The following is a 19853-nucleotide window of genomic DNA, read 5'->3' as shown; positions in this document are numbered from 1 at the left end:
CAGCTACCAGATATCGACAGACGCCGCTAGAGGGCGTGCACTGCACGGTAACACCGGCGATTCTGTAATCAAAATCGGAAAACATTTGTCGCCCCCGTAACAAAATGCGGTTAAGCTACCGATCATGTTGGCAACGTTGGTTTGATGGTTCTGCAACCAGAGCAACCCTCGTGGCCATGTTCAGAGTTGATGAAGAGTGAGGATGACCGGACGTGCGTGAGACATCTGTCGCCCCGATCGCAGTGGTCGGTATGGCCTGCCGGCTGCCTGGCGGGATCGACTCGCCCCACAAGCTGTGGGAGGCGTTGCTGGACGGCACCGACCTCGTCACCGAGGTTCCCGCCGATCGGTGGGACGCCGATGAGCTCTTCGATCCCGAGTCGGGCGTGCCCGGCCGCTCGGTGTCTCGCTGGGGTGCCTTCGTCGACGACGTCACAGGTTTCGACCCCGACTTCTTCGGCATCAACGAGCGCGAGGCCACCGCGATGGACCCGCAGCACCGTGTGCTGCTGGAGACCGCCTGGGAGGCCGTCGAGCACTCCGGCATGACGCCCGCACAGATGTCGGGCACGTCCACCGGCGTCTTCATCGGCATGTCCCACGACGACTACGCGATGGTGACCAGCGACGCCGGCGCCTTCGACCAGGCCTACGCCTTCACCGGCACGCCGTTCAGCATGGCCTCCGGCCGCATCTCACACGCACTTGGATTGCAGGGCCCCGCCCTGACCCTCGACACCGCCTGCTCCTCGAGCATGGTGGCCGTCCACACCGCCTGCCGCAGCCTGCACGAGGGCGAGAGCGACATGGCGCTCGCCGGTGGCGTGATGCTCATGCTCGACCAGCGCCTCTACGCGTCGGCCTCCGGCCAGGGCATGCTGTCGCCGACCGGTCGCTGCCACGCGTTCGATGTCGCGGCCGACGGTTTCGTCCGCTCCGAGGGCTGCGGCATCGTGGTGCTCAAGCGCCTCTCGGACGCCGAGCGCGACGGCGACCGCGTGCTGGCCGTCATCAAGGCAACCGCCTCAAACCAGGACGGCCGGACCGAGAACATCCTCACCCCCTCGACGGAGGCCCAGGTCTCGGTCGTCCAGTCCGCGCTCGCAGCTGCCGGTGTCGACCCCGACACCGTCGGCATGGTCGAGGGCCACGGCACCGGAACCCCGGTGGGTGACACCAAGGAGTTCAACAGCATCTCGCAGGTGTACGGCAATGCCGGTCCCTGCGCGCTGACCTCGGTCAAGACCAACTTCGGCCATGCCGAGTCCGCCGCGGGCGTCCTGGGCCTGATGAAGACCGTGCTTTCGGTGCACCACGGTCTTGTACCCCAAAACCTGCACTTCAATCGTCTTCCTGACAATCTCGCACAAGTCCAGACCGGAATGTTCGTTCCCAGCGAGGCCACCGAGTGGCCGGTGGCCGAGGGTCCGCGCCGGGCGGCGGTGTCGTCGTACGGCATGTCCGGGACAAACGTGCACGCCATTCTCGAGCAGGCGCCCGAGCCGGCCGCCGCGCGGGACGCGTCGACGCAGGACGCCGAAGCCGGGCTGCTGGTCTTTCCGGTCAGCTCGACGTCGGCCGACGAATTGCGCCGTACCGCTGACCGGCTGGCCGACTGGGTCGAGGGCGGCGACAAGGATCTCTCGCCGACCGACCTGGCCTACACCCTGGCTCGCCGTCGCGGACACCGCCCGGTGCGCACCGCTGTCATCGCCAGCGACCGCGCCGAGCTGATCCAGCGTCTGCGCCAGGTCGCCAAGGGCGACGAGCCCTACCAACCGGCTGTCGGTCACGACGACCGCGGGCCGGTCTGGATCTTCTCCGGGCAGGGTTCGCAGTGGGCGTCGATGGGCGTCGGCCTGCTGGCCACCGAGCCGGTGTTCGCCGCCAAGATCGCCGAGATCGAGCCGTTGATCGCCGCCGAGTCCGGTTTCTCGGTCACCGAGGCCATCACGGCCCGCGAGACCGTCGAGGGCATCCACAAGGTCCAGCCGGCCATCTTCGCGATGCAGGTGGCCATGGCCGCCACGATGAATGCCTACGGCGTACAGCCCGGTGCGGTCATCGGTCACTCCCTGGGCGAGGTCGCCGCGGCCGTCGTCGCCGGCGCGCTGTCGCTGGAGGACGGTGTCAAGGTCATCTGCCGCCGCTCGCTGCTGTGCCTGCGGCTGGCCGGCGGCGGGGCGATGGCGTCGGTGGAGATGCCCGCCCAGCAGGTGCGGGAGGAACTCGAGAAGCAGGGCATCGAGGACGTGGTGGTCGCCGTGGTGGCGTCCCCGAACTCGACGGTGATCGGTGGTGCCACCCAGACCGTCCGCGACATCGTGGCGGCGTGGGAGCAGCGCGAGATCATGGCCCGCGAGGTCAACGTCGACGTGGCGTCGCATTCGCCGCAGGTCGAGCCCATCCTCGACGAGCTGTCGGACTTGCTGGCCGACATCACCCCGATGGCCCCGGAGGTCCCGTACTACTCGGCGACCTCGTTCGACCCGCGCGAGCAGCCCTACTGCGACGCCGACTACTGGGTCGACAACCTGCGCCACACCGTGCGGTTCTCGGCGGCCGTGCAGACCGCGCTCGAGGACGGCTTCCGCGTGTTCGGCGAGCTGTCGCCGCACCCGCTGCTGACCCGCCCGATCGACCAGACCGCCGCCGCCCTGGACATCACGGTGGCCGCCCTGGCCGGCATGCGCCGCGGTCAGGAGGTTCCGCACGGGCTCGGTGAGTTCCTGGGCAACCTGTACGCCGCGGGCGCCGAGGTGGACTTCTCCGTGCTGCTGCCCGCAGGCAAGCTCGTGGACGCGCCGCTGTCGACGTGGACCCACCGCACGCTGGTTCTGACCCCGGACGCCGACCAGCAGTCCCGGGGCGCCCATCTGGTGGCCGCGCATCCGCTGCTCGGCTCGCATGTGCGCCTGCTGGAGGAGCCGGTGCGGCACGCCTGGCAGGCCGAGGTCGGCACCGCCGCGCTGCCGTGGCTGGTTGACCACCAGATCAATAATGTGCCCGCCCTGCCCGGTGCCGCCTACTGCGAGATGGCGCTGGCCGCCGCCCGCACCGCGCTCGGTTCGGCCTCGGAGGTCCGCGACGTCAAGTTCGAGCAGATGATGCTGCTCAAGGACGAGACGCCGGTCAGCGCGATGGCCGCCGTGCAGTCGCCCGGTGTGCTGGAGTTCGTCGTCGAGACCGATTCCGACGGCGAGCGGGACCGTCGCGCCAGCGCCGTGCTGCACGCCGCCGAGGACGACGAGCAGCCGCGCTCCTACGACCTGGACACGCTGCTGGCGTCCCATCCAGACCGCGCCGACGGCGCTGAGGTCCGCTCCTGGTTCGATGGCCGAGGTGTGCAGTTCGGCCCGGCGTTCACCGGCCTGGTCGCCGTCAACGCCGGCGGCACCGAGTCCGACACCGTGCTCGCCGAGATCGGCCTGCCGACCGCGATCCGCACCCAGCAGACCGCCTATGGTGTGCATCCCGCCCTGCTGGACGCCTGCTTCCAGTCGGTCGCCGCCCACCCGGGTGTGCAGGCCTCCGGCGCAGGCGGCCTGTTGCTGCCGCTGGGCATCGACCGGCTGCGCGTGCACGGCCCGACCCGCAACGCGCGGTACTGCCTGACCCGGATCACCTCGCTGGACGGGTCCTCGGCCGAGGCCGACATCGACCTGCTCGACGACTACGGCACGGTGATGCTCTCGGTGCACCGCCTGCGCATGGGCAGCGGCATGTCGGAAGCCCACGAGGGCGACCGCGTGCTCAACGAGCGACTGCTGGCCATCGAGTGGCGCCAGCAGCAGCTCACCGAGGTGACTCACCAGAATTCCGCGACCTGGTTGGTGGTCAGCACCTCCGACGTGGCCGACCTGCTGGCGTCCGCGCTGACCGATGCGCTCAAGCTCAGCGACGCCGACGTGACCACGATGTCGTGGCCGCAGCACGCCGATCACGCCTCCAACGCCGAGCGCCTCGGCGGGTACTTCACCGAGGGCGGCTTCGACAACGTCGTGGTCGTCACTGCCGGCCTCAACGGCTGCCCCGAGGAGCAGCTGCCGGTGCGCGGCGGCGAGCAGGTGCGCCACTTGGTGCGCATCGCCCGTGAGCTCGCCGACGTCGAGGGGGACGCGCCGCGCCTGTACGTCGTCACCCGCAACGCCCAGACGGTGTTGCCGCAGGACCGGCCCAATCTCGAGCAGGCGGGCCTGCGCGGTCTGCTGCGCGTGATCGGTGCCGAGCACCCGCAGCTGCGGCCCACCCAGATCGACGTCGACGACGCCGTCGACGCCAAGCTGGTGGCGCGTGAGCTGCTCAGCGGGAACGAGGAGGACGAGACTGCCTTTCGTGACGGACAGTGGTACACCGCCCACCTGTACCCGAGCCCGCTGCGGCCCGATGAGCGCTACACCACCGTCGTCGACCACTCCCGCGACGGGATGCGACTGGAGATCCGCACCCCGGGTGACATCGAAACTCTGGAGCTGGCGGCGTGCGACCGCATCCCGCCGGGCCCCGGACAGATCGAGGTCGCCGTCACCGCGTCCAGCCTGAACTTCGCCGACGTCCTGGTGGCCTTCGGCCGGTACCCGAGCTTCGAGGGCCGTCAGCCGCAACTGGGCATCGACTTCGCCGGTGTCGTGACCGCGGTCGGCCCGCAGGTCACCTCGCACCGGGTTGGTGATCACGTCGGCGGCATCTCGCCCAACGGGTGCTGGGGCACCTTCGTGACGTGCGACGCCGACGTGGCCGCGACCCTGCCTGCCGGCCTGCGCGACGACCAGGCGGCCGCCGTCTCCACCGCGGCGGCCACGGCGTGGTACGGCCTGCACGACCTGGCGCACATCAAGGCCGGCGACAAGGTGCTGATCCACTCCGCCACCGGCGGCGTGGGGCAGGCCGCCATCGCCATCGCCCGTGCGGCCGGAGCCGAGATCTACGCCACGGCCGGCACCGAGGAGCGTCGGGAGTTGTTGCGCGGCATGGGGATCACCCGTGTGTACGACTCGCGTACCGCCGCCTTCGGTGAGCAGATTCGCCGCGACACCGACGGCTACGGCGTCGACATCGTGCTGAACTCGCTGACCGGGGCGTCGCAGCGGGCCGGCGTCGAGTTGCTGGCCTTCGGCGGACGGTTCGTCGAGATCGGCAAGAAGGACATCTACGGCGACACCCGGCTGGGTCTGTTCCCGTTCCGCCGCAACCTGTCGTTCTACGGTGTCGACCTGGCACTGATGGCCACCACGCACCCCGAAAAGATCCGTGCCCTGCTGGACACCGTCTACCGCCTGACGGCCGAGGGTGTTCTGCCTCGACCGGAGACCACGCACTACCCGCTGGCCGACGCGGCCACGGCGATCCGCGTGATGGGTGCCGCCGAGCACACCGGCAAGCTGCTGCTGTCGGTGCCCGAGGTCGGCCACAGCACCGCGGTGGTGCCGCCCGAGCAGGCCCCGGTCTTCCGCCGGGACGGCTCCTACATCATCACCGGTGGTCTGGGCGGGCTGGGCTTGTTCCTGGGCGCGAAGATGGCGGCGGGTGGCTGCGGCCGGATCGTGCTGAACTCGCGTTCGCAGCCCAAGCCCGAGGCGCTGGAGGAGATCGCCCGCATGCGGGCCGCCGGCGCCGAGGTCGAGGTCGTCACCGGCGACGTCGCACGGGCCGAGACCGTTGACCGCCTGGTGGCGGCCGCAACCGTGACCGGCCTGCCGGTTCGCGGTGTGCTGCACGCTGCCGCGGTGGTCGAGGACGCCATCTTGACCAACATCACCGACGAACTCGTCGACCGGGACTGGGCGCCCAAGGTGTACGGCGCGTGGCACCTGCACCGGGCTACCACGGCACAGCCGCTGGACTGGTTCTGCTCGTTCTCGTCGGCGGCGGCCCTGATGGGCTCGCCGGGCCAGGGCGCCTACGCCGCGGCCAACAGCTGGCTGGACGGGTTCACCCAGTGGCGCCGGGCCCAGGGCCTGCCCGCGACGGCGATCGCGTGGGCGGCGTGGGATCAGATCGGCGCGGGTGCTCACCTTGCCGCCGGTGGCGACACCGCGATGATCAGCCCGGAAGACGGCGCCCACGCCTTCGAGGCACTGCTGCGGCACAACCGTGCCTACAGCGGCTACGCGCCGGTCATCAGTACGCCGTGGCTGACCGACTTGGCGCAGCGCAGCCCGTTCGCCGAGGCGTTCCAGTCCAGCTCGGACCGCCCCGGCGACACCAGCAGCTTCCGTTCCGAACTGCACACGCTGTCGCGCGAGGAGTGGCCGACCCGGGTCCGCCGACTGGTCTCCGAGCAGCTCAGCCTGATCCTGCGTCGCTCGATCGACCCGGATCGGCCGATTTCCGAGTATGGTCTGGACTCGCTGGGCAACCTCGAACTGCGTACTCGCCTCGAGACCGAGACGGGCATCCGCGTGCGTTCCATGGACATCACGACCGTCCGGGCGCTGGCCGAGGGCCTGTGCGAGACGTTGGCCGGTGTGATCTCGTCAGCACCATCCCGCTGACAGGTGCGAATAGGGGACTAGAGAGTGGTTGCGCTCACAGCAGTCCATGACTGGGTTGATGCGCCGGGAACGGTCGTGTCGTGGACACCTTCGCCGGGCTGCCTGGCGAAGGTGTCAGACGCTCCGATCAGCGACGTGCCGCCCAGCTATCAGCAGGAACAGCACATCCGCAGCTATCGCAACCACTCCGCCAACGGGCTGGAGATGGCGCGGTTGCTCATCCCGGCGTGGAACATGCCGGGCCGCTGCGACATCCGCGCGATGACCTACGTCATCAACTCCTACCTGCGCCGGCACGACACCTACCACAGCTGGTTCGAGTTCGGCGACGACGACGACGTCGTCCGCCACACCATCAGTGACCCGGGGGCCATCCAGTTCGTGGCCACCAAGCACGGCGAGATGAATTCCGGCCAGTGGCGTCAGCACGTCCTGGACACGCCGAGCCCGCTGCAGTGGGACTGCTTCCGGTTCGGCGTCATCCAGCGCGCCGACCACTTCACGTTCTACGTCAGCATCGACCACTTGCACGCCGACGCCATGTTCATGGTGGCGTTGTTCGTCGAGATGCACATGAACTACGAGGCAGTCGCCGGCGGCGGCGCCCCGATCCGGCTACCGGAGGCGGGCAGCTACAGCGATTACTGCCTGCGTCAGCGGGAGTTCACCGCTGGGCTGACCTTAGATTCTCCCGATGTCCGCACCTGGGTGGAGTTCCTGGAGAAGAACGGCGGCACGTTGCCGACCTTCCCGCTTCCGCTGGGTGATCCGTCCGAGCCGTGCAGCGGGGACCTGCTGACGGTGCAGTTGATGGACGACCACGAGACGGACCGCTTCGAATCGGCGTGCACGTCGGCCGGGGTCCGGTTCATCGGCGGGGTATTCGCTTGTGCCGCAATCGCACATCGCGAGCTGACCGGTGACGACGACTACTACGTCATCACACCGACCACCACCCGGAGCACTCCCGCGGAATTCATGACGACCGGGTGGTTCACCGGGCTCGTTCCGGTGTCGGTTCCCGTGGCGGCCCGGTCCTTCGCGGAGGTGGCGCGCGCCGCCCAGGCGTCGTTCGATTCGCGGATGCCGGTTGCGAACGTTCCGATCGAGCGTGTCTTCGAGCTCGCCGAGTCGATCCCCGGGATCCGCCCGCCGGGTCCCGGCGTGCCGATGCTGTCGTATCTCGACGTCGGACTGCCCCCGCTGAATCCCTTGATCGTCTCGCAGTGGCACGGGCTCAACGGCCACGTCTACACCGATCTCGGTGCCGCCAATCAGGTTGGCATGTGGGTGAATCGGCGTGCGGAGGGCACCATCATCACGGTGGCCTACCCCGACAATCTCGTCGCGCGTGAGTCGGTGGCGGAGTTCGTCGAGCAGCTGAAGTGCATCTATTTGCGGGTGGCTGAGGGCCGTGCCGAGTCCGTGTCGTCTCCCCGGCTGCCGAAAGCGACGGTCTGATCTTCGTGGCTGACGACCGCCGACTGCTTCGGCGCTTTCGCCGCCGTGCGCCGCGCCCACTGCCGGACAACGTGGTGCCCTTCGCCGATCAGGCGCTCCTGCTGGCGCTGCGTGGCGCCGAACAAGCCGCCGTCATGCAGGCGATCTGGGTCTACCGCCACCCAGTCGACCTCGACGGGGTGCGTCGGTTCCACCAGACGCTCGGCCACGGACTCGTGGCCCGGTTGATCGAACGCTCGCCGGTGCCTTTCGGCCGCCACCGCTGGGTCTCGGTGCCGGGACCGCAGACCGCACTCGACGTCGGCGAGCACCCGCGACCTCGCGAGGAGTTCTACCAGTGGGCTGACGATCAGGTCGAGCTGCCGCTGGATCCGGAGCGCGGGCCAGGCTGGCGCATGGGTGTGCAGTTGTTCACCGACGGCACTACCGGCATCAGCCTGGTCATCTCCCATGCTGTGGCCGACGGAGGCGCCGCGGTCTTCTCCATCCTGGACACGATCAGCGGCGGTGAGCAGAACCTGGACTATCCGGCGCCGCACTCGCGTCCTCGCCGCCGTGCGGTGATCGAAGACCTCCACCAGACCCTCGCCGACCTGCCGGAGACGGCGCGCACCCTGGTCAAGGCGGCCAAGGTCGCGGTTGCGCGCCGCCACGAGCTGGTCGGGCCGAAACCGCCGGTGCCGGCCAGTGCCGGTGATGAGCGAGTGGTGCTGCCGACGGCGGTCGCTGCCATCGACATCGACGAGTGGGATTCACGAGCGGAAACCCTTGGTGGAAACCGGCTTTCGCTTGTTGCGGGATTCGCGGGCAAGCTTGCCGAGAACCTCGGACGCACTCGTCCGGAGGATGGCGCGGCCACCTTGATGGTTCCGGTCAGTGAGCGGTTCACTCTCGAGGACACCGGCGGCAACATGGTGACGATAGCCAACATCCGCGTCGACCCGGAACCGGTCACCAAAGACCTCTCAGGTCTCCGCACGGCGATCAAGCAGGGCTTGGCCGCGGCCCGGGAGACCCCCGACGAGATGGTCGAACTGCTTCCACTGATCCCGTTCCTGCCCAAGCGCGCGATGCGCGCGATGGCCGACATGACGTTCGGTTTCTCCTCCGATATGCCGGTCACCTGCTCGAACCTCGGAGAAGTGCCCGAGTACCTGCTTCTCATCGACGGGACGCCCGCCGACTCCATGTGGTTCCGCGGCGTGGACCGCAACGTCAAGCGGTCGGTTCTGGAGCGCCGCGGTGGCTTGCTGACCGTGATCTCGGCGCGTCTGGCCGACAAGATGCTGGTCTCGGTGATCAGCTACCAGCCGGGTGCCGAGAACACGATCGCGAGTCTGCGCGAGGTGATCGGACAGACGCTGGCGCAGTTCGATCTGTCCGGCGTGATCGAGTGAGGTTTGCGCTATGACGACTGAATCACAGGCCAAGCGAAGGCTTTTCGCACGCAGAGCGCAGCCGGACGCGGTGGCCGACCACCGGCTGGAATTCCTCGACCAGACGGCGTTCGAATTGATGCGCGCCACCGGCCGCGGACAGCTGATGCAGTGCGTCTGGGTCTACGAGCATCCGCTCGATTTCGACGCGGTCAGGCGTTTTCATCGCAACTTCGCCGAATCCCATGGCGGCAGGCACATCGAACGCTCGCCGCTGCCCTTCGGGCGACCCCGGTGGGTCAAGCCAACCAGCGCGCCGTCGGAGATCAGGTTCAACGAGCAGGCCCGGCCCCGCGCCGCGTTGCTGGACTGGGCGGACGAACTGGCCAGCCTGCCGATCGACCCCGAGCACGGGCCGACCTGGTATCTCGTCGTTCAGCCCCTGACCGACGGCGCCACCGCCATCAGCATGGTCGGGTCGCATGTGATCGGCGACGGTATCGGCGCGGGTCTCGCCATCTTCGAAGCCGTCACCGGCAACGTCCGCGACGCCGGCTACGACCGGCCTGGCACGCGACCCCGCTGGCAGGCGCTGAAGGCGGATCTGCGCCAGGCCGTGCACGACCTGCCGCAGACGCGCCGGGGGTTCGTCAAAGGCGTCAAGCTGGTCTACGGCAAGCGCCGCGAACTGGCGGTGTCGAGGAAGTCGCGTGCCGCCGCCGAGCAGGGCGGCCCCGGGGACCAGATCGTCGCGGTGCCCTCGATCGTGCTCTTCGTCGACATCGACGACTGGGATGCGCGCGCGAAAGACCTTGGCGGGAGCAGCTATTCGCTGTTTGTGGGGTTCACCGCGAAGCTTGCGGAGCGCCTCGGGCGTCGTCGGCAGTCAGACGGGGCGGTCACCTTGGTGATCGCGATCAACCTCCGGGAGAGCCTGGATGACGACCGCGCCCTGGCGATGGCTTTCGCCAACGCCACCGTCGACCCGACCTCGGTGACCACAGACCTCACCGAGGCGCGAGCGGTGGTGCGGACGGCGCGGGAGACGGCCAAGAATGAGCCCGATCCGACCTTCGAGTTGCTGCCGCTGATGCCGTGGCTGCCCAAAGCCGCGGTAAAGGGGGTAGCGGAGCTGCTGTTCGCCTACTCCGAGGATCTGCCGGTGTCGTGCTCCAACCTGGGTGATCTGCCCCCTCAGTTGGCTCAGGTCGACGGCACCGACGCCGAATACGTGTTCATCCGTGCGCTGGATCAGAACGTGACGCTGCGTGAGTTGGAGCGCTCGCACGGCCAGCTGGTCGTGGTGTCCGGGCGGATCAATGGCAAGGTGGTGATCTCGGTCGAGGCGTATCAGATCGGCGCGGAGAACTCGAAGGCCAGGTTGCGGGCGCTGGCGGCCTCGGTGCTCACCGAGTTCGGCCTGACCGGGGCCATCGAATAACGCGCCGACTACCGGCCCCTGACACCGATGCCGATCATGATCAACCCGATGATCGTCAGCAGGATGGCGAACTCCCGGCGAGTCCGGGCCTGAATCCAGCTCTGGAATCTGGCAACGGCATCGTGGGTCTTCGCCGGCGCGATCAGGTAACTCACCAGCGGTACCGCGACCACGGCATGGCCGAGGGCGAGGAACGTCACGAGCGCAGCGGCCTGAGCCGGGGGAGCCGCCCCCGAGGCACCGATGACGATCAGAATCGCCATGTAGTCGACCGAGGGAAGCCCCACACCGAGACCGACGAGGGCGGCGATCCAGGGTGAGTTGCCCTTCTGCAGAATCTTTTTCACCATGGTCGACATCCGGTCGATTGCCCGGGGAGCAGGCGGCTGCGGTTCGGCACCAGCCGCCGGGTCCGTGGCCATCGTACTGGGCACCGGGTCGCTCGAGGTCCTGCGCAACGTCAGGTTGCTCGCCAGGACCGCCGCCACGATGAGGGCAACGCCGCCGACGACGATCTGGATCAGAGCGCCGTTCGTCTTGTCGGTGCCGAGCGGACTCTTGTGGAATACGAACAGCACAAGAAGTCCGACGCTGAGCGTCATGGTCAGGCAGCCGCACAGGAACGCGAAGAGCTGAAGCAGCGGACGCGGCCGCGCGAGCATCAGCGGTACCAGGCCGATTCTGGTTGGCTCGAAGTTCACCGCGATGGCGAGCACCAGTACGGTGGTCCACACAGAGCCGACCCTATCGGCTCGCGCCGTTGTCACTGGCGTGGTCGGCAGCTGCCTCGAGGAGATCGGCCGCTTTGGCGACGCCGTCGGCCGGTCTGATCATCCGGGTGGACAACTCCCGGGCGCGCTGGGCATAGCCGGGTTCGAGAACCCTGCGCAGCGCCGCGAGCAGCGACTCCCGGCTGAGTTTCGAGAATCGTTGGGCGACACCCACCTTCAACCGCTCCACGCGGTTGGCCCACACCGGCTGATCGGCCACGGACCAGAGGATCACGGTGGGAAGACCTGCCCGCAGACCCGCCGACGTGGTCCCCGCTCCGCCATGGTGCACGGTTGCGCGGCAATTCGGGAACACCGTGGGGTAGTTGGCGGACTTCACCACCCTGATGCGGTCCACGCCGGGGCGGTCCGACCAGATGCTCGAACAGATCAGGGCCCGTTCACCGAGTTCCGCGCACACCGCGTCGATCACGGCGTACACCTCGTCCGGCGAATCAATTGGTGTACTGCCGAACCCGAAGTAGATGGGCGGACTTCCCTCGGCGAGCCACCTCGCCACGTCTTCGTCAGTCTCCGTGCTCAATTCCATCGTGATCGAGCCGACGAAGGGCCGCGTGTCGCCCCACTCGGCTGCGAGTCCCGGGAAGAGTGCTTCGTCGTACGCCTGGATCTCGAGCGTGCCGCGCTCGACGATGCGGCGCATCGACCGAGTGGTCGCCGGAGGAAGACCGAGCTGCCGTCGTTGTCGGTCCTCGGCCTGTTTCAGCAGGCGCCAGTAGGCCCACTCACCGACGACCATTCCGGCTCGTACGACGGGTCCGGGCAGCGGAACCGGGAGAATCTCGCCCAGGACGGCGTTGGGCCTGGCCGGGAAGTAGTGCAATGTCGCCAAGGGAAGATGCTGGTACTCACCGACATTGGCGGCGACTTCCTGATAGGTGGTTCCGGTGAGGATGAGGTCGGATCCCTCGGACAACGACGTCAGAGCCGAGCCCATCTCGTCCCAGCCGTCGGTCGCGTAGTCGCGCAGCCGCTGTAGCGCCGTGAGGGGGTTCCTGGCCTTCCACCAGTTCTGGAAGACGTCGGATTCGACCTGCTGCTGGGAATGGACACCGTATCCGACAGCGGGGGACAGGCCGGCGTGCTCGACGAAAGGCACTAGGTCCGGGGGCACCGCCATCCGAACTTCGTGACCCCGGCGGCGCAGCTCCAGGCCGACAGCCGCGCACGGCTCGACGTCTCCGCGGGTTCCGTGAACTGCGAGCGCAAAGATGCTCATCGAGTCCCGTAACTCCGCCCGTCTCCGCTTCGACGCATGTGCCGATTAGAACACAGCCGAGCAGTGGCACCGCCCGCGCGACCGGACGGGGAAACACCGGGATCCGGTTACCCCTACCTCAATCAACCGGGGTATGCGTGAAAATCAACCGGGGTATGCGTGAACCACTTCGTCTTGATTCGCCAGGAGTGCACGGAGGCGAGGGTGAACCCCGCACCGCAGGTGCAGGCGAAAAACCACACCAGGGTGCCGCCCTCGAGCCGCTGGAGCCCGGGCAGGTAGGCGGTGATTATGCGGATGGAGCAGGCGAGGACGCAGGTAGGTACTGGCGATCCGCCGCGAGCGGGGTCCCTGCGCAGGATCAGCAGGGCCCGCGACCCGTAGACCAGCAGGTAGATCAGCATGCCGCAGAGCAGCAGCCGGTAGGTGGACGGCCAGAAGTCGGTGGGCACCTGGAAGAAGTCCGACCGGTAGACGGCAGCTCCGTTGCCCATCGAGAACGTTGCCAGCAGCAGCGGAATGCACAGTGTCGCCGGCCGCTCGACGTATTGCTTGAAGGCTTCCTGCATGGCCCCGTCGTCCTGCAGTCGCCCCAGTGCGTTGTAGACGATGGCCGAGGCGGCCACGATGTAGCAGTCGTGGCCGATGTAGTCCTCGAGGTTCCACATACCGGTGAGGGCGTGCAGCACGTGCCCGACGGTCTGCGAGGCGAACGGCGACATCAGGAACACCGCGGCCGCCCTGAAGCGCGATGTTGAGGGTCGCGGCCACTTCCCGCTACGGTGTTGGCATGGTTGCTCCTCCCGTGACCGGCCCGTCGAGCCATGTGCGGGTAGTCGACGATGACATTGCAGGCCGTCCCCGACCGGACGATATGGTCCGGCTCTCGGCTCCGCTGGACCGCGAACTGACCGCCGAACTCGACGGGGCCGTGGAGACGGCCGGCGTTGGCGTCGAGGAACTGCTGCTGGCAGCCATGGGTCGCGCCATCGCGCGGACCATCGGCGTCGGCGTGGTGACCGTCGGCGGTCTGACCACCGTGGGTCCGATCCGGCTTTGCTGCGCCACCGAGCGTGAGCTGGATGCCGACGGTCTAGTGGCCGACGTGCGGCGCGCGCTGACGGTTTCATCGCACTCCGCGGTGACGTCGGCCGAGGTGGTCTTCTCGTTCCTGGCGATGCCGCCGGATCCCTCGCTGGGGTCGTTGCAGGTCGTCGACGGGCCCGCCCTGGGTGTGCTCGCCTTCTGGTGCGGCGAGGTCATCCAGATGGACTGGTGGTACGACATGCGCCGGCTGGACCTATGCACGGTCGAGGAGCTGGCCGGTCAGTTCCGGCTCGGGCTGATCGGCCTGACGTCCGAAGTCACCCCGGTCGAAGGCGCCGCCTGAACGACTGAGCTGACGGCGACGCTAGAATCGTCGGCAGCGGCGTCGATCCGGCCATCACCGGGGAGCCTTCGGAAGAACAGCCCGACTGCGGTCGGGACTCAGTAGAACCGAACGGTAGGGCCCGTCACAGCCTGCAATGAGCGACGCACATCAGTGCGTAAGCGGGGTGGTACCGCGGCGCTCGCGCACCGGCGCGTCGTCGTCCCCGTGCTGGTTACCGGCACAGGAGACGAACGCGCATCGTGACCGAGAATGGCTACCCGAAGTCGTCCGGCGGCTCACCGAATTTTCCCGCCCTCGAGCTCGAGGTCCTGGATTACTGGGCTGACGACGACACCTTCCGCGCCAGCATCGCTCGTCGCGACGACGCGCCGGAGTACGTCTTCTACGACGGTCCGCCCTTCGCCAACGGGCTGCCGCACTACGGCCATCTGCTCACCGGCTACGTCAAGGACATCGTCCCGCGCTACCGGACCATGCGCGGCTACAAGGTGGAACGCCGATTCGGCTGGGACACCCACGGTCTGCCCGCCGAACTCGAGGTGCAGCGCCAGCTCGGCATCACCGACAAGGCGCAGATCGAGGAGATGGGCATCGAGAAGTTCAACGACGCCTGCCGGGCCTCGGTGCTGAAGTACACCGCTGAGTGGCGCGAGTACGTGACCCGTCAGGCCCGCTGGGTCGATTTCGACAACGACTACAAGACGCTCGACCTGTCCTTCATGGAGTCGGTCATCTGGGCGTTCAAGCAGCTGTGGGACTCCGGCCTTGCCTACCAGGGTGTGCGGGTGCTGCCGTACTGCTGGAACGACGAGACCCCGCTGTCCAGCCACGAGCTGCGCATGGACGACGACGTCTACCAGAGCCGCCAGGACCCGGCCATCACGGTCGGGTTCCGCGTCGACGCCCCGGGCAACAATCTCGACGGTGCGCACCTGCTGATCTGGACCACCACGCCGTGGACGCTGCCGTCCAACCAGGCCGTCGCTGTCAACCCCGAGGTCACGTATGTGGTTGTGCGGGTGGAAGATCGACGGTACGTCCTGGCCCAGGCGCGGCTGGGCGCCTATGCCCGCGAGCTGGGGGAGGAGCCCGAGGTCCTGGCCACGCTGCGCGGTGAAGAGCTGCTCGGCCTGCGCTATCTGCCGCCGTTCCAGTACTTCGCCGACTCGGCCAACGCTTTTCAGGTGCTGCGCGGCGACTTCGTCACCACCGAGGACGGCACCGGCATCGTGCACATGGCGCCCGCGTACGGCGAGGACGACAAGGCCACCACCGACACCGTCGGCATCGTGCCCGTCACCCCGGTGGACTCCAAGGGACGCTTCGACGCGTCGGTCCCGGACTACCAGGGCCAGCACGTGTTCGACGCCAACCCGCAGATCATCCGGGACCTCAAGAACGGCACCGCGGCGGCGGCGGTCAACACCCCGGTGCTGATCCGGCACGAGACCTACGAGCACTCCTATCCGCATTGCTGGCGGTGCCGCAACCCGCTGATCTACCGGGCGGTGTCGTCCTGGTTCGTCAAGGTCACCGAATTCCGTGACCGGATGGTGGAGCTCAACCAGGAAATCACCTGGTATCCCGAACACGTCAAGGACGGTCAGTTCGGCAAGTGGCTCTCCGGCGCCCGGGACTGGTCGATCTCGCGAAACCGCTACTGGGGCACCCCGATTCCGGTGTGGGTGTCCGACGATCCGGCCTATCCGCGGATCGACGTCTACGGCAGCCTCGACGAGTTGGAGCGCGATTTCGGGCTGCGCCCGGACAACCTGCACCGGCCCTACATCGACGAGCTGACCCGGCCCAATCCCGACGACCCGACCGGGCAGTCGACGATGCGCCGCATCGAGGACGTCTTCGACGTCTGGTTCGACTCCGGGTCGATGCCGTATGCGCAGGTGCACTACCCGTTCGAGAACGTCGACTGGTTCCAGACTCACTTCCCCGGTGACTTCATCGTCGAGTACATCGGCCAGACCCGCGGCTGGTTCTACACCCTGCACGTGCTGGCCACCGCGCTGTTCGACCGCCCGGCGTTCAAAACCTGTCTGTCGCACGGCATCGTGCTGGGCAACGACGGTCAGAAGATGAGCAAGTCGCTGCGCAACTACCCCGACGTCAACGAAGTGTTCGACCGCGACGGCTCCGATGCGATGCGCTGGTTCCTGATGGCCTCGCCGATCCTGCGCGGCGGCAACCTGATCGTCACCGAGCAGGGCATCCGCGAAGGTGTTCGGCAGGTGCTGCTCCCACTGTGGAACGCCTACAGCTTCCTGACGCTCTATGCTCCCAAAGTCGGCACCTGGCACACGAATTCGCCTCACGTGCTGGATCGCTACATTCTGGCCAAGCTGGCCGAACTCCGGGACAGCCTGACCGACGCGATGGACGTCTGCGACATCTCCGGGGCGTGCGAGCAGCTGCGCCAGTTCACCGAGGCGCTCACCAACTGGTATGTGCGGCGGTCGCGTTCGCGGTTCTGGGAGGAGGACCCCGACGCCATCGACACCTTGCACACCGTGCTGGAGGTCACCACCCGGCTGGCGGCACCGCTGCTGCCGCTGGCCACCGAGGTGATCTGGCGCGGTCTCACCGGCGGTCGGTCGGTCCACCTGACCGACTGGCCGGAGGCCGACGTGCTGCCGCGCGACCCTGATCTGGTCGCCGCCATGGACCAGGTGCGGGAGGTGTGCTCGACCGGCTCCTCGCTGCGCAAGGCCAAGAAGCTCCGCGTTCGGCTACCGCTACCGAAACTGACTGTGGCCGTGAACAATCCGCAACACCTCGAACCGTTCACCGACTTGATCGCCGACGAGCTGAACGTCAAGGCCGTCGAGCTCACCGACGACATCGCCCGCTACGGGCGCTTCGAGTTGACCGTCAACGCCCGCGCGGCGGGACCCCGGCTGGGCAAGGCCGTGCAGGACGCCATCAAGGCGGTGAAAGCGGGCCAGGGCGTGCTCAACTCCGACGGCACACTCGGCGCGGGTGAGGTGGTGCTCAACGCCGACGAGTACAGCTCCCGGTTGGTGGCCGCGGATCCCGAATGGACGGCGGCGCTGCCCGACGGGGCCGGCCTGGTGGTGCTCGAGGGCACCGTCACACCCGAGCTGGAGGCCGAGGGCTGGGCCAAGGACCGCATCCGCGAACTGCAGGACCTGCGCAAGTCAACCGGCCTGGAGGTCAGCGACCGCATCCGCGTGCACATGTCGGTGCCCGCGGACAAGCAGGACTGGGCCACCACCCACCGCGACCTGATCGCCCACGAGATCCTCGCGACGAGCTTCGAGTTCGGTGAGCCCCAGGACGGCGTGGAGATCGGCGACGGCGTCCGGGTGGCGATCAGCAAGGCCTGACGCACTGACCGCAAGATAGAGCAGTGGAACGCTGGGTCCTGCACTTCGACATGGATGCGTTCTTCGCATCCGTCGAACAGCTGACCCGGCCGACGCTGCGGGGCCGGCCGGTTCTGGTCGGCGGCTTGGGCGGGCGCGGCGTGGTGGCGGGTGCCAGCTACGAGGCCCGGGTGTTCGGCGCCCGCTCGGCGATGCCCATGCATCAAGCCCGCCGGCTGGTCGGAGCCGCGGCGGTGGTGTTGCCGCCGCGCGGGGTCGTCTATGGCGTCGCGAGCCGACGCGTGCTGGACACGGTGCGCGCCATGGTCCCGGTTCTCGAGCAGCTGTCGTTCGACGAGGCATTCGGTGAGCCCGCAGAACTCGTCGGCGCCGGCGTCGCCGACGTCGAACAGTTCTGTACCCGGCTGCGCCGGCGAGTGCGCGAGGAGACCGGGCTGGTGGCCTCCGTCGGTGCGGGATCGGGCAAGCAGATCGCCAAGATCGCCTCCGAGCTGGCCAAACCGGACGGCCTGCGGGTGATCCGGCGCGACGAGGAACCGCCCCTGCTGGAGGCCCTGCCGGTGCGTCGGCTGTGGGGCGTCGGGCCGGTCGCCGAGGACAAGCTGCACCGCCTCGGCATCGACACCGTCGGCCAGCTCGCCGCGCTGACCGACGCCGAGGCGGCCAGCATCCTGGGTGCCACCATCGGGCCCGCGCTGCACCGGCTGGCCCGCGGCATCGACGACCGGCCGGTCGTCGAGCGGGCCGAGGCCAAACAGATCAGCGCCGAGTCGACCTTCGCCGCCGACCTCACCACCATCGAGCAGCTCCGGGAGGCCACCGGGCCGATCGCCGAGCACGCGCACAAGCGCCTGGAGCGCGACGGCCGCGGCGCCCGCACGGTCACCGTGAAACTCAAGAAGTCCGACATGAGTACCCTGACCCGCTCGGCGACCCTGCCGTATGCCACCGCCGACGCGGCGACGCTGACCGCCACCGCACGCCGGCTGTTGCTCGACCCTCGCGATGTCGGCCCGATTCGCCTTCTCGGCGTTGGGTTTTCGGGCCTGTCCGACGTCCGGCAGGAGTCGCTGTTTCCCGATCTCGAGCAGCAGGAAGCCGAGCTGTCCGACACCCACATGCCGGTGCCCGAGCCGGTAGCCGACGCCGGAGGCTGGCGCATCGGCGACGACGTGAGCCATCCCGGCTTCGGCCACGGCTGGGTACAGGGCGCCGGTCACGGGGTGGTCAGCGTGCGATTCGAGACCCGCGGCAGCGGGCCGGGGGCGGTGCGCACCTTCGACGTCGAGGCCGTCGATCTGGTGCGCGCCAACCCGGTCGACAGCCTGGACTGGCCGCAGTACGTCGACGAGCTGGCGAACTCAGCCCCAGCGGGTGACGACGTCGACCACGGGTAATTCGAGAGCCAACGCCGCCATCAGCAATACCCGGGCCTGGCTGGCGCGCAGCCGCGGCACCATCACCGCCCCCGCAGCGACCAGGTCGTGGCCGGGTCCGTACGCGGCGCCGGCACCGCCGGCAGGCACCCGCGTGCTGACCGCGACCGCCACCCCGCGGGCGCATGCGCGCCGCACCGCCTCGACAACCGGCGCACCGGCGTTGCCCGCACCCATCGCCTCCACAACCAGACCGCGCGCACCGACGTCGATGAACGCGTCGATGGCCACGCCGTCGGCACCCGGGTACGCCGAGACGATGTCGACCCGGCACCCGGCCACGGGCCGGCCCAGGTACGGCCGCTGCTTGCCAGCGCCGAGGGTGAATTCACCGTCGCGCACCACACCCAGCGGCGGCGTGCCGGCGAACAGCGAGGGGCCGCCCACCTTCGTGGTGCCCAGCGGAGCCCGCACCGACCCGGCGAAGCAGATCAGCGCACCGAGGCCGCGGGCGCCCGCACTGCCCGCCACGATCAGGGCGTCACGCAGATTGGCCGGCCCGTCGGCGTCCGGGGCGTCGTCCGAGTGGGCCGCTCCGGTCAGCACCACCGGCGCGTCGGCGTCGTAGGTGAGGTCGAGCCACAGCGCGGTCTCCTCCATCGAGTCGGTCCCGTGGGTGACGACGATCCCGTCGGCACCTCCAGCTGCCGCATCGCCGACGGCCGCCGCGATGCGCAACCAGTCCGCCGGGGTGAGCTGGGAGCTGTCGACGTTGCAGACGTCGATCACCTCCACGCCGAGTCCGGCAGCGAGCTCCGCGCCAGCGCGCGCGGGGCGCAGCACACCCTCGGCGTCGGCACTGGTGGCGATCGTCCCACCGGTGGTCACGACGACGAGTCGGGGCATGCGGCCATCATGGCAGCAACCGGACTAGGGAATGATA

General features: G+C 68.5%; 11 protein-coding genes. 7 read left to right on the top strand and 4 right to left on the bottom strand.

Annotation, left to right across the window (positions count from 1 at the left end; all coding sequences use genetic code 11):
* Positions 1 to 212 precede the first annotated feature (212 nt).
* Genes pks2 through K9U37_RS14610 form a run of 4 tightly spaced genes read left to right on the top strand, consistent with a single transcriptional unit; the run spans position 213 to position 10772 of the window.
* On the top strand, positions 213 to 6494 hold the full coding sequence (pks2, locus tag K9U37_RS14625) for a sulfolipid-1 biosynthesis phthioceranic/hydroxyphthioceranic acid synthase (protein ID WP_308197386.1): 6282 nt from the start codon (positions 213 to 215) through the stop codon (positions 6492 to 6494).
* Positions 6495 to 6518: 24 nt separating this feature from the next.
* Entirely contained in the window at positions 6519 to 7955 is a 1437-nt protein-coding gene (locus K9U37_RS14620) for a condensation domain-containing protein (protein WP_243072293.1), read from the top strand.
* A 5-nt stretch (positions 7956 to 7960) separates the two neighbouring features.
* On the top strand, positions 7961 to 9352 hold the full coding sequence (locus tag K9U37_RS14615; RefSeq protein WP_243072292.1) for a hypothetical protein: 1392 nt from the start codon (positions 7961 to 7963) through the stop codon (positions 9350 to 9352).
* Between the two features lie 10 nt (positions 9353 to 9362).
* Positions 9363 to 10772, top strand: coding sequence for a hypothetical protein (locus K9U37_RS14610; RefSeq protein WP_243072291.1), 1410 nt, complete (start codon positions 9363 to 9365; stop codon positions 10770 to 10772).
* An 8-nt stretch (positions 10773 to 10780) separates the two neighbouring features.
* Here the strand turns inward: K9U37_RS14610 and K9U37_RS14605 are convergent, their stop codons facing one another.
* The 3 genes from K9U37_RS14605 to K9U37_RS14595 form a co-directional block, all read right to left on the bottom strand.
* Complete coding sequence (locus K9U37_RS14605; protein WP_243072290.1) at positions 10781 to 11506, bottom strand: GAP family protein; 726 nt, start codon at positions 11504 to 11506, stop codon at positions 10781 to 10783.
* A 10-nt stretch (positions 11507 to 11516) separates the two neighbouring features.
* Positions 11517 to 12782, bottom strand: a complete 1266-nt coding sequence (locus K9U37_RS14600; protein ID WP_243072289.1) for a glycosyltransferase — start codon at positions 12780 to 12782, stop codon at positions 11517 to 11519.
* A gap of 122 nt (positions 12783 to 12904) precedes the next feature.
* Positions 12905 to 13504, bottom strand: a complete 600-nt coding sequence (locus K9U37_RS14595; RefSeq protein WP_372489522.1) for a hypothetical protein — start codon at positions 13502 to 13504, stop codon at positions 12905 to 12907.
* Positions 13505 to 13572: 68 nt separating this feature from the next.
* Between K9U37_RS14595 and K9U37_RS14590 the strand changes: the two genes are divergently transcribed.
* The 3 genes from K9U37_RS14590 to K9U37_RS14580 all read left to right on the top strand — a co-directional run bounded on the left by K9U37_RS14590 (position 13573) and on the right by K9U37_RS14580 (position 18931).
* Positions 13573 to 14172 carry a hypothetical protein gene (locus K9U37_RS14590; protein ID WP_243072288.1) on the top strand — a complete coding sequence of 200 codons (600 nt, stop codon included), beginning with the start codon at positions 13573 to 13575 and terminating at the stop codon, positions 14170 to 14172.
* A gap of 242 nt (positions 14173 to 14414) precedes the next feature.
* Complete coding sequence (ileS, locus tag K9U37_RS14585; protein ID WP_243072287.1) at positions 14415 to 17534, top strand: isoleucine--tRNA ligase; 3120 nt, start codon at positions 14415 to 14417, stop codon at positions 17532 to 17534.
* A gap of 50 nt (positions 17535 to 17584) precedes the next feature.
* On the top strand, positions 17585 to 18931 hold the full coding sequence (locus tag K9U37_RS14580) for a DNA polymerase IV (protein ID WP_243073386.1): 1347 nt from the start codon (positions 17585 to 17587) through the stop codon (positions 18929 to 18931).
* Here K9U37_RS14580 and K9U37_RS14575 read toward each other — a convergent pair.
* Positions 18896 to 19816 carry an asparaginase domain-containing protein gene (locus K9U37_RS14575; protein ID WP_243072286.1) on the bottom strand — a complete coding sequence of 307 codons (921 nt, stop codon included), beginning with the start codon at positions 19814 to 19816 and terminating at the stop codon, positions 18896 to 18898. The two genes, K9U37_RS14580 and K9U37_RS14575, sit on opposite strands and share 36 nt — an antisense overlap.
* Positions 19817 to 19853: the final 37 nt, after the last annotated feature.

The sequence above is a fragment of the Candidatus Mycolicibacterium alkanivorans genome, assembly GCF_022760805.1.
Taxonomy (GTDB): Bacteria; Actinomycetota; Actinomycetes; order Mycobacteriales; family Mycobacteriaceae; genus Mycobacterium; species Mycobacterium alkanivorans.
Note: the sequence above shows the minus strand (reverse complement) of the source record. Positions and strands in the feature narration are given on the sequence as shown.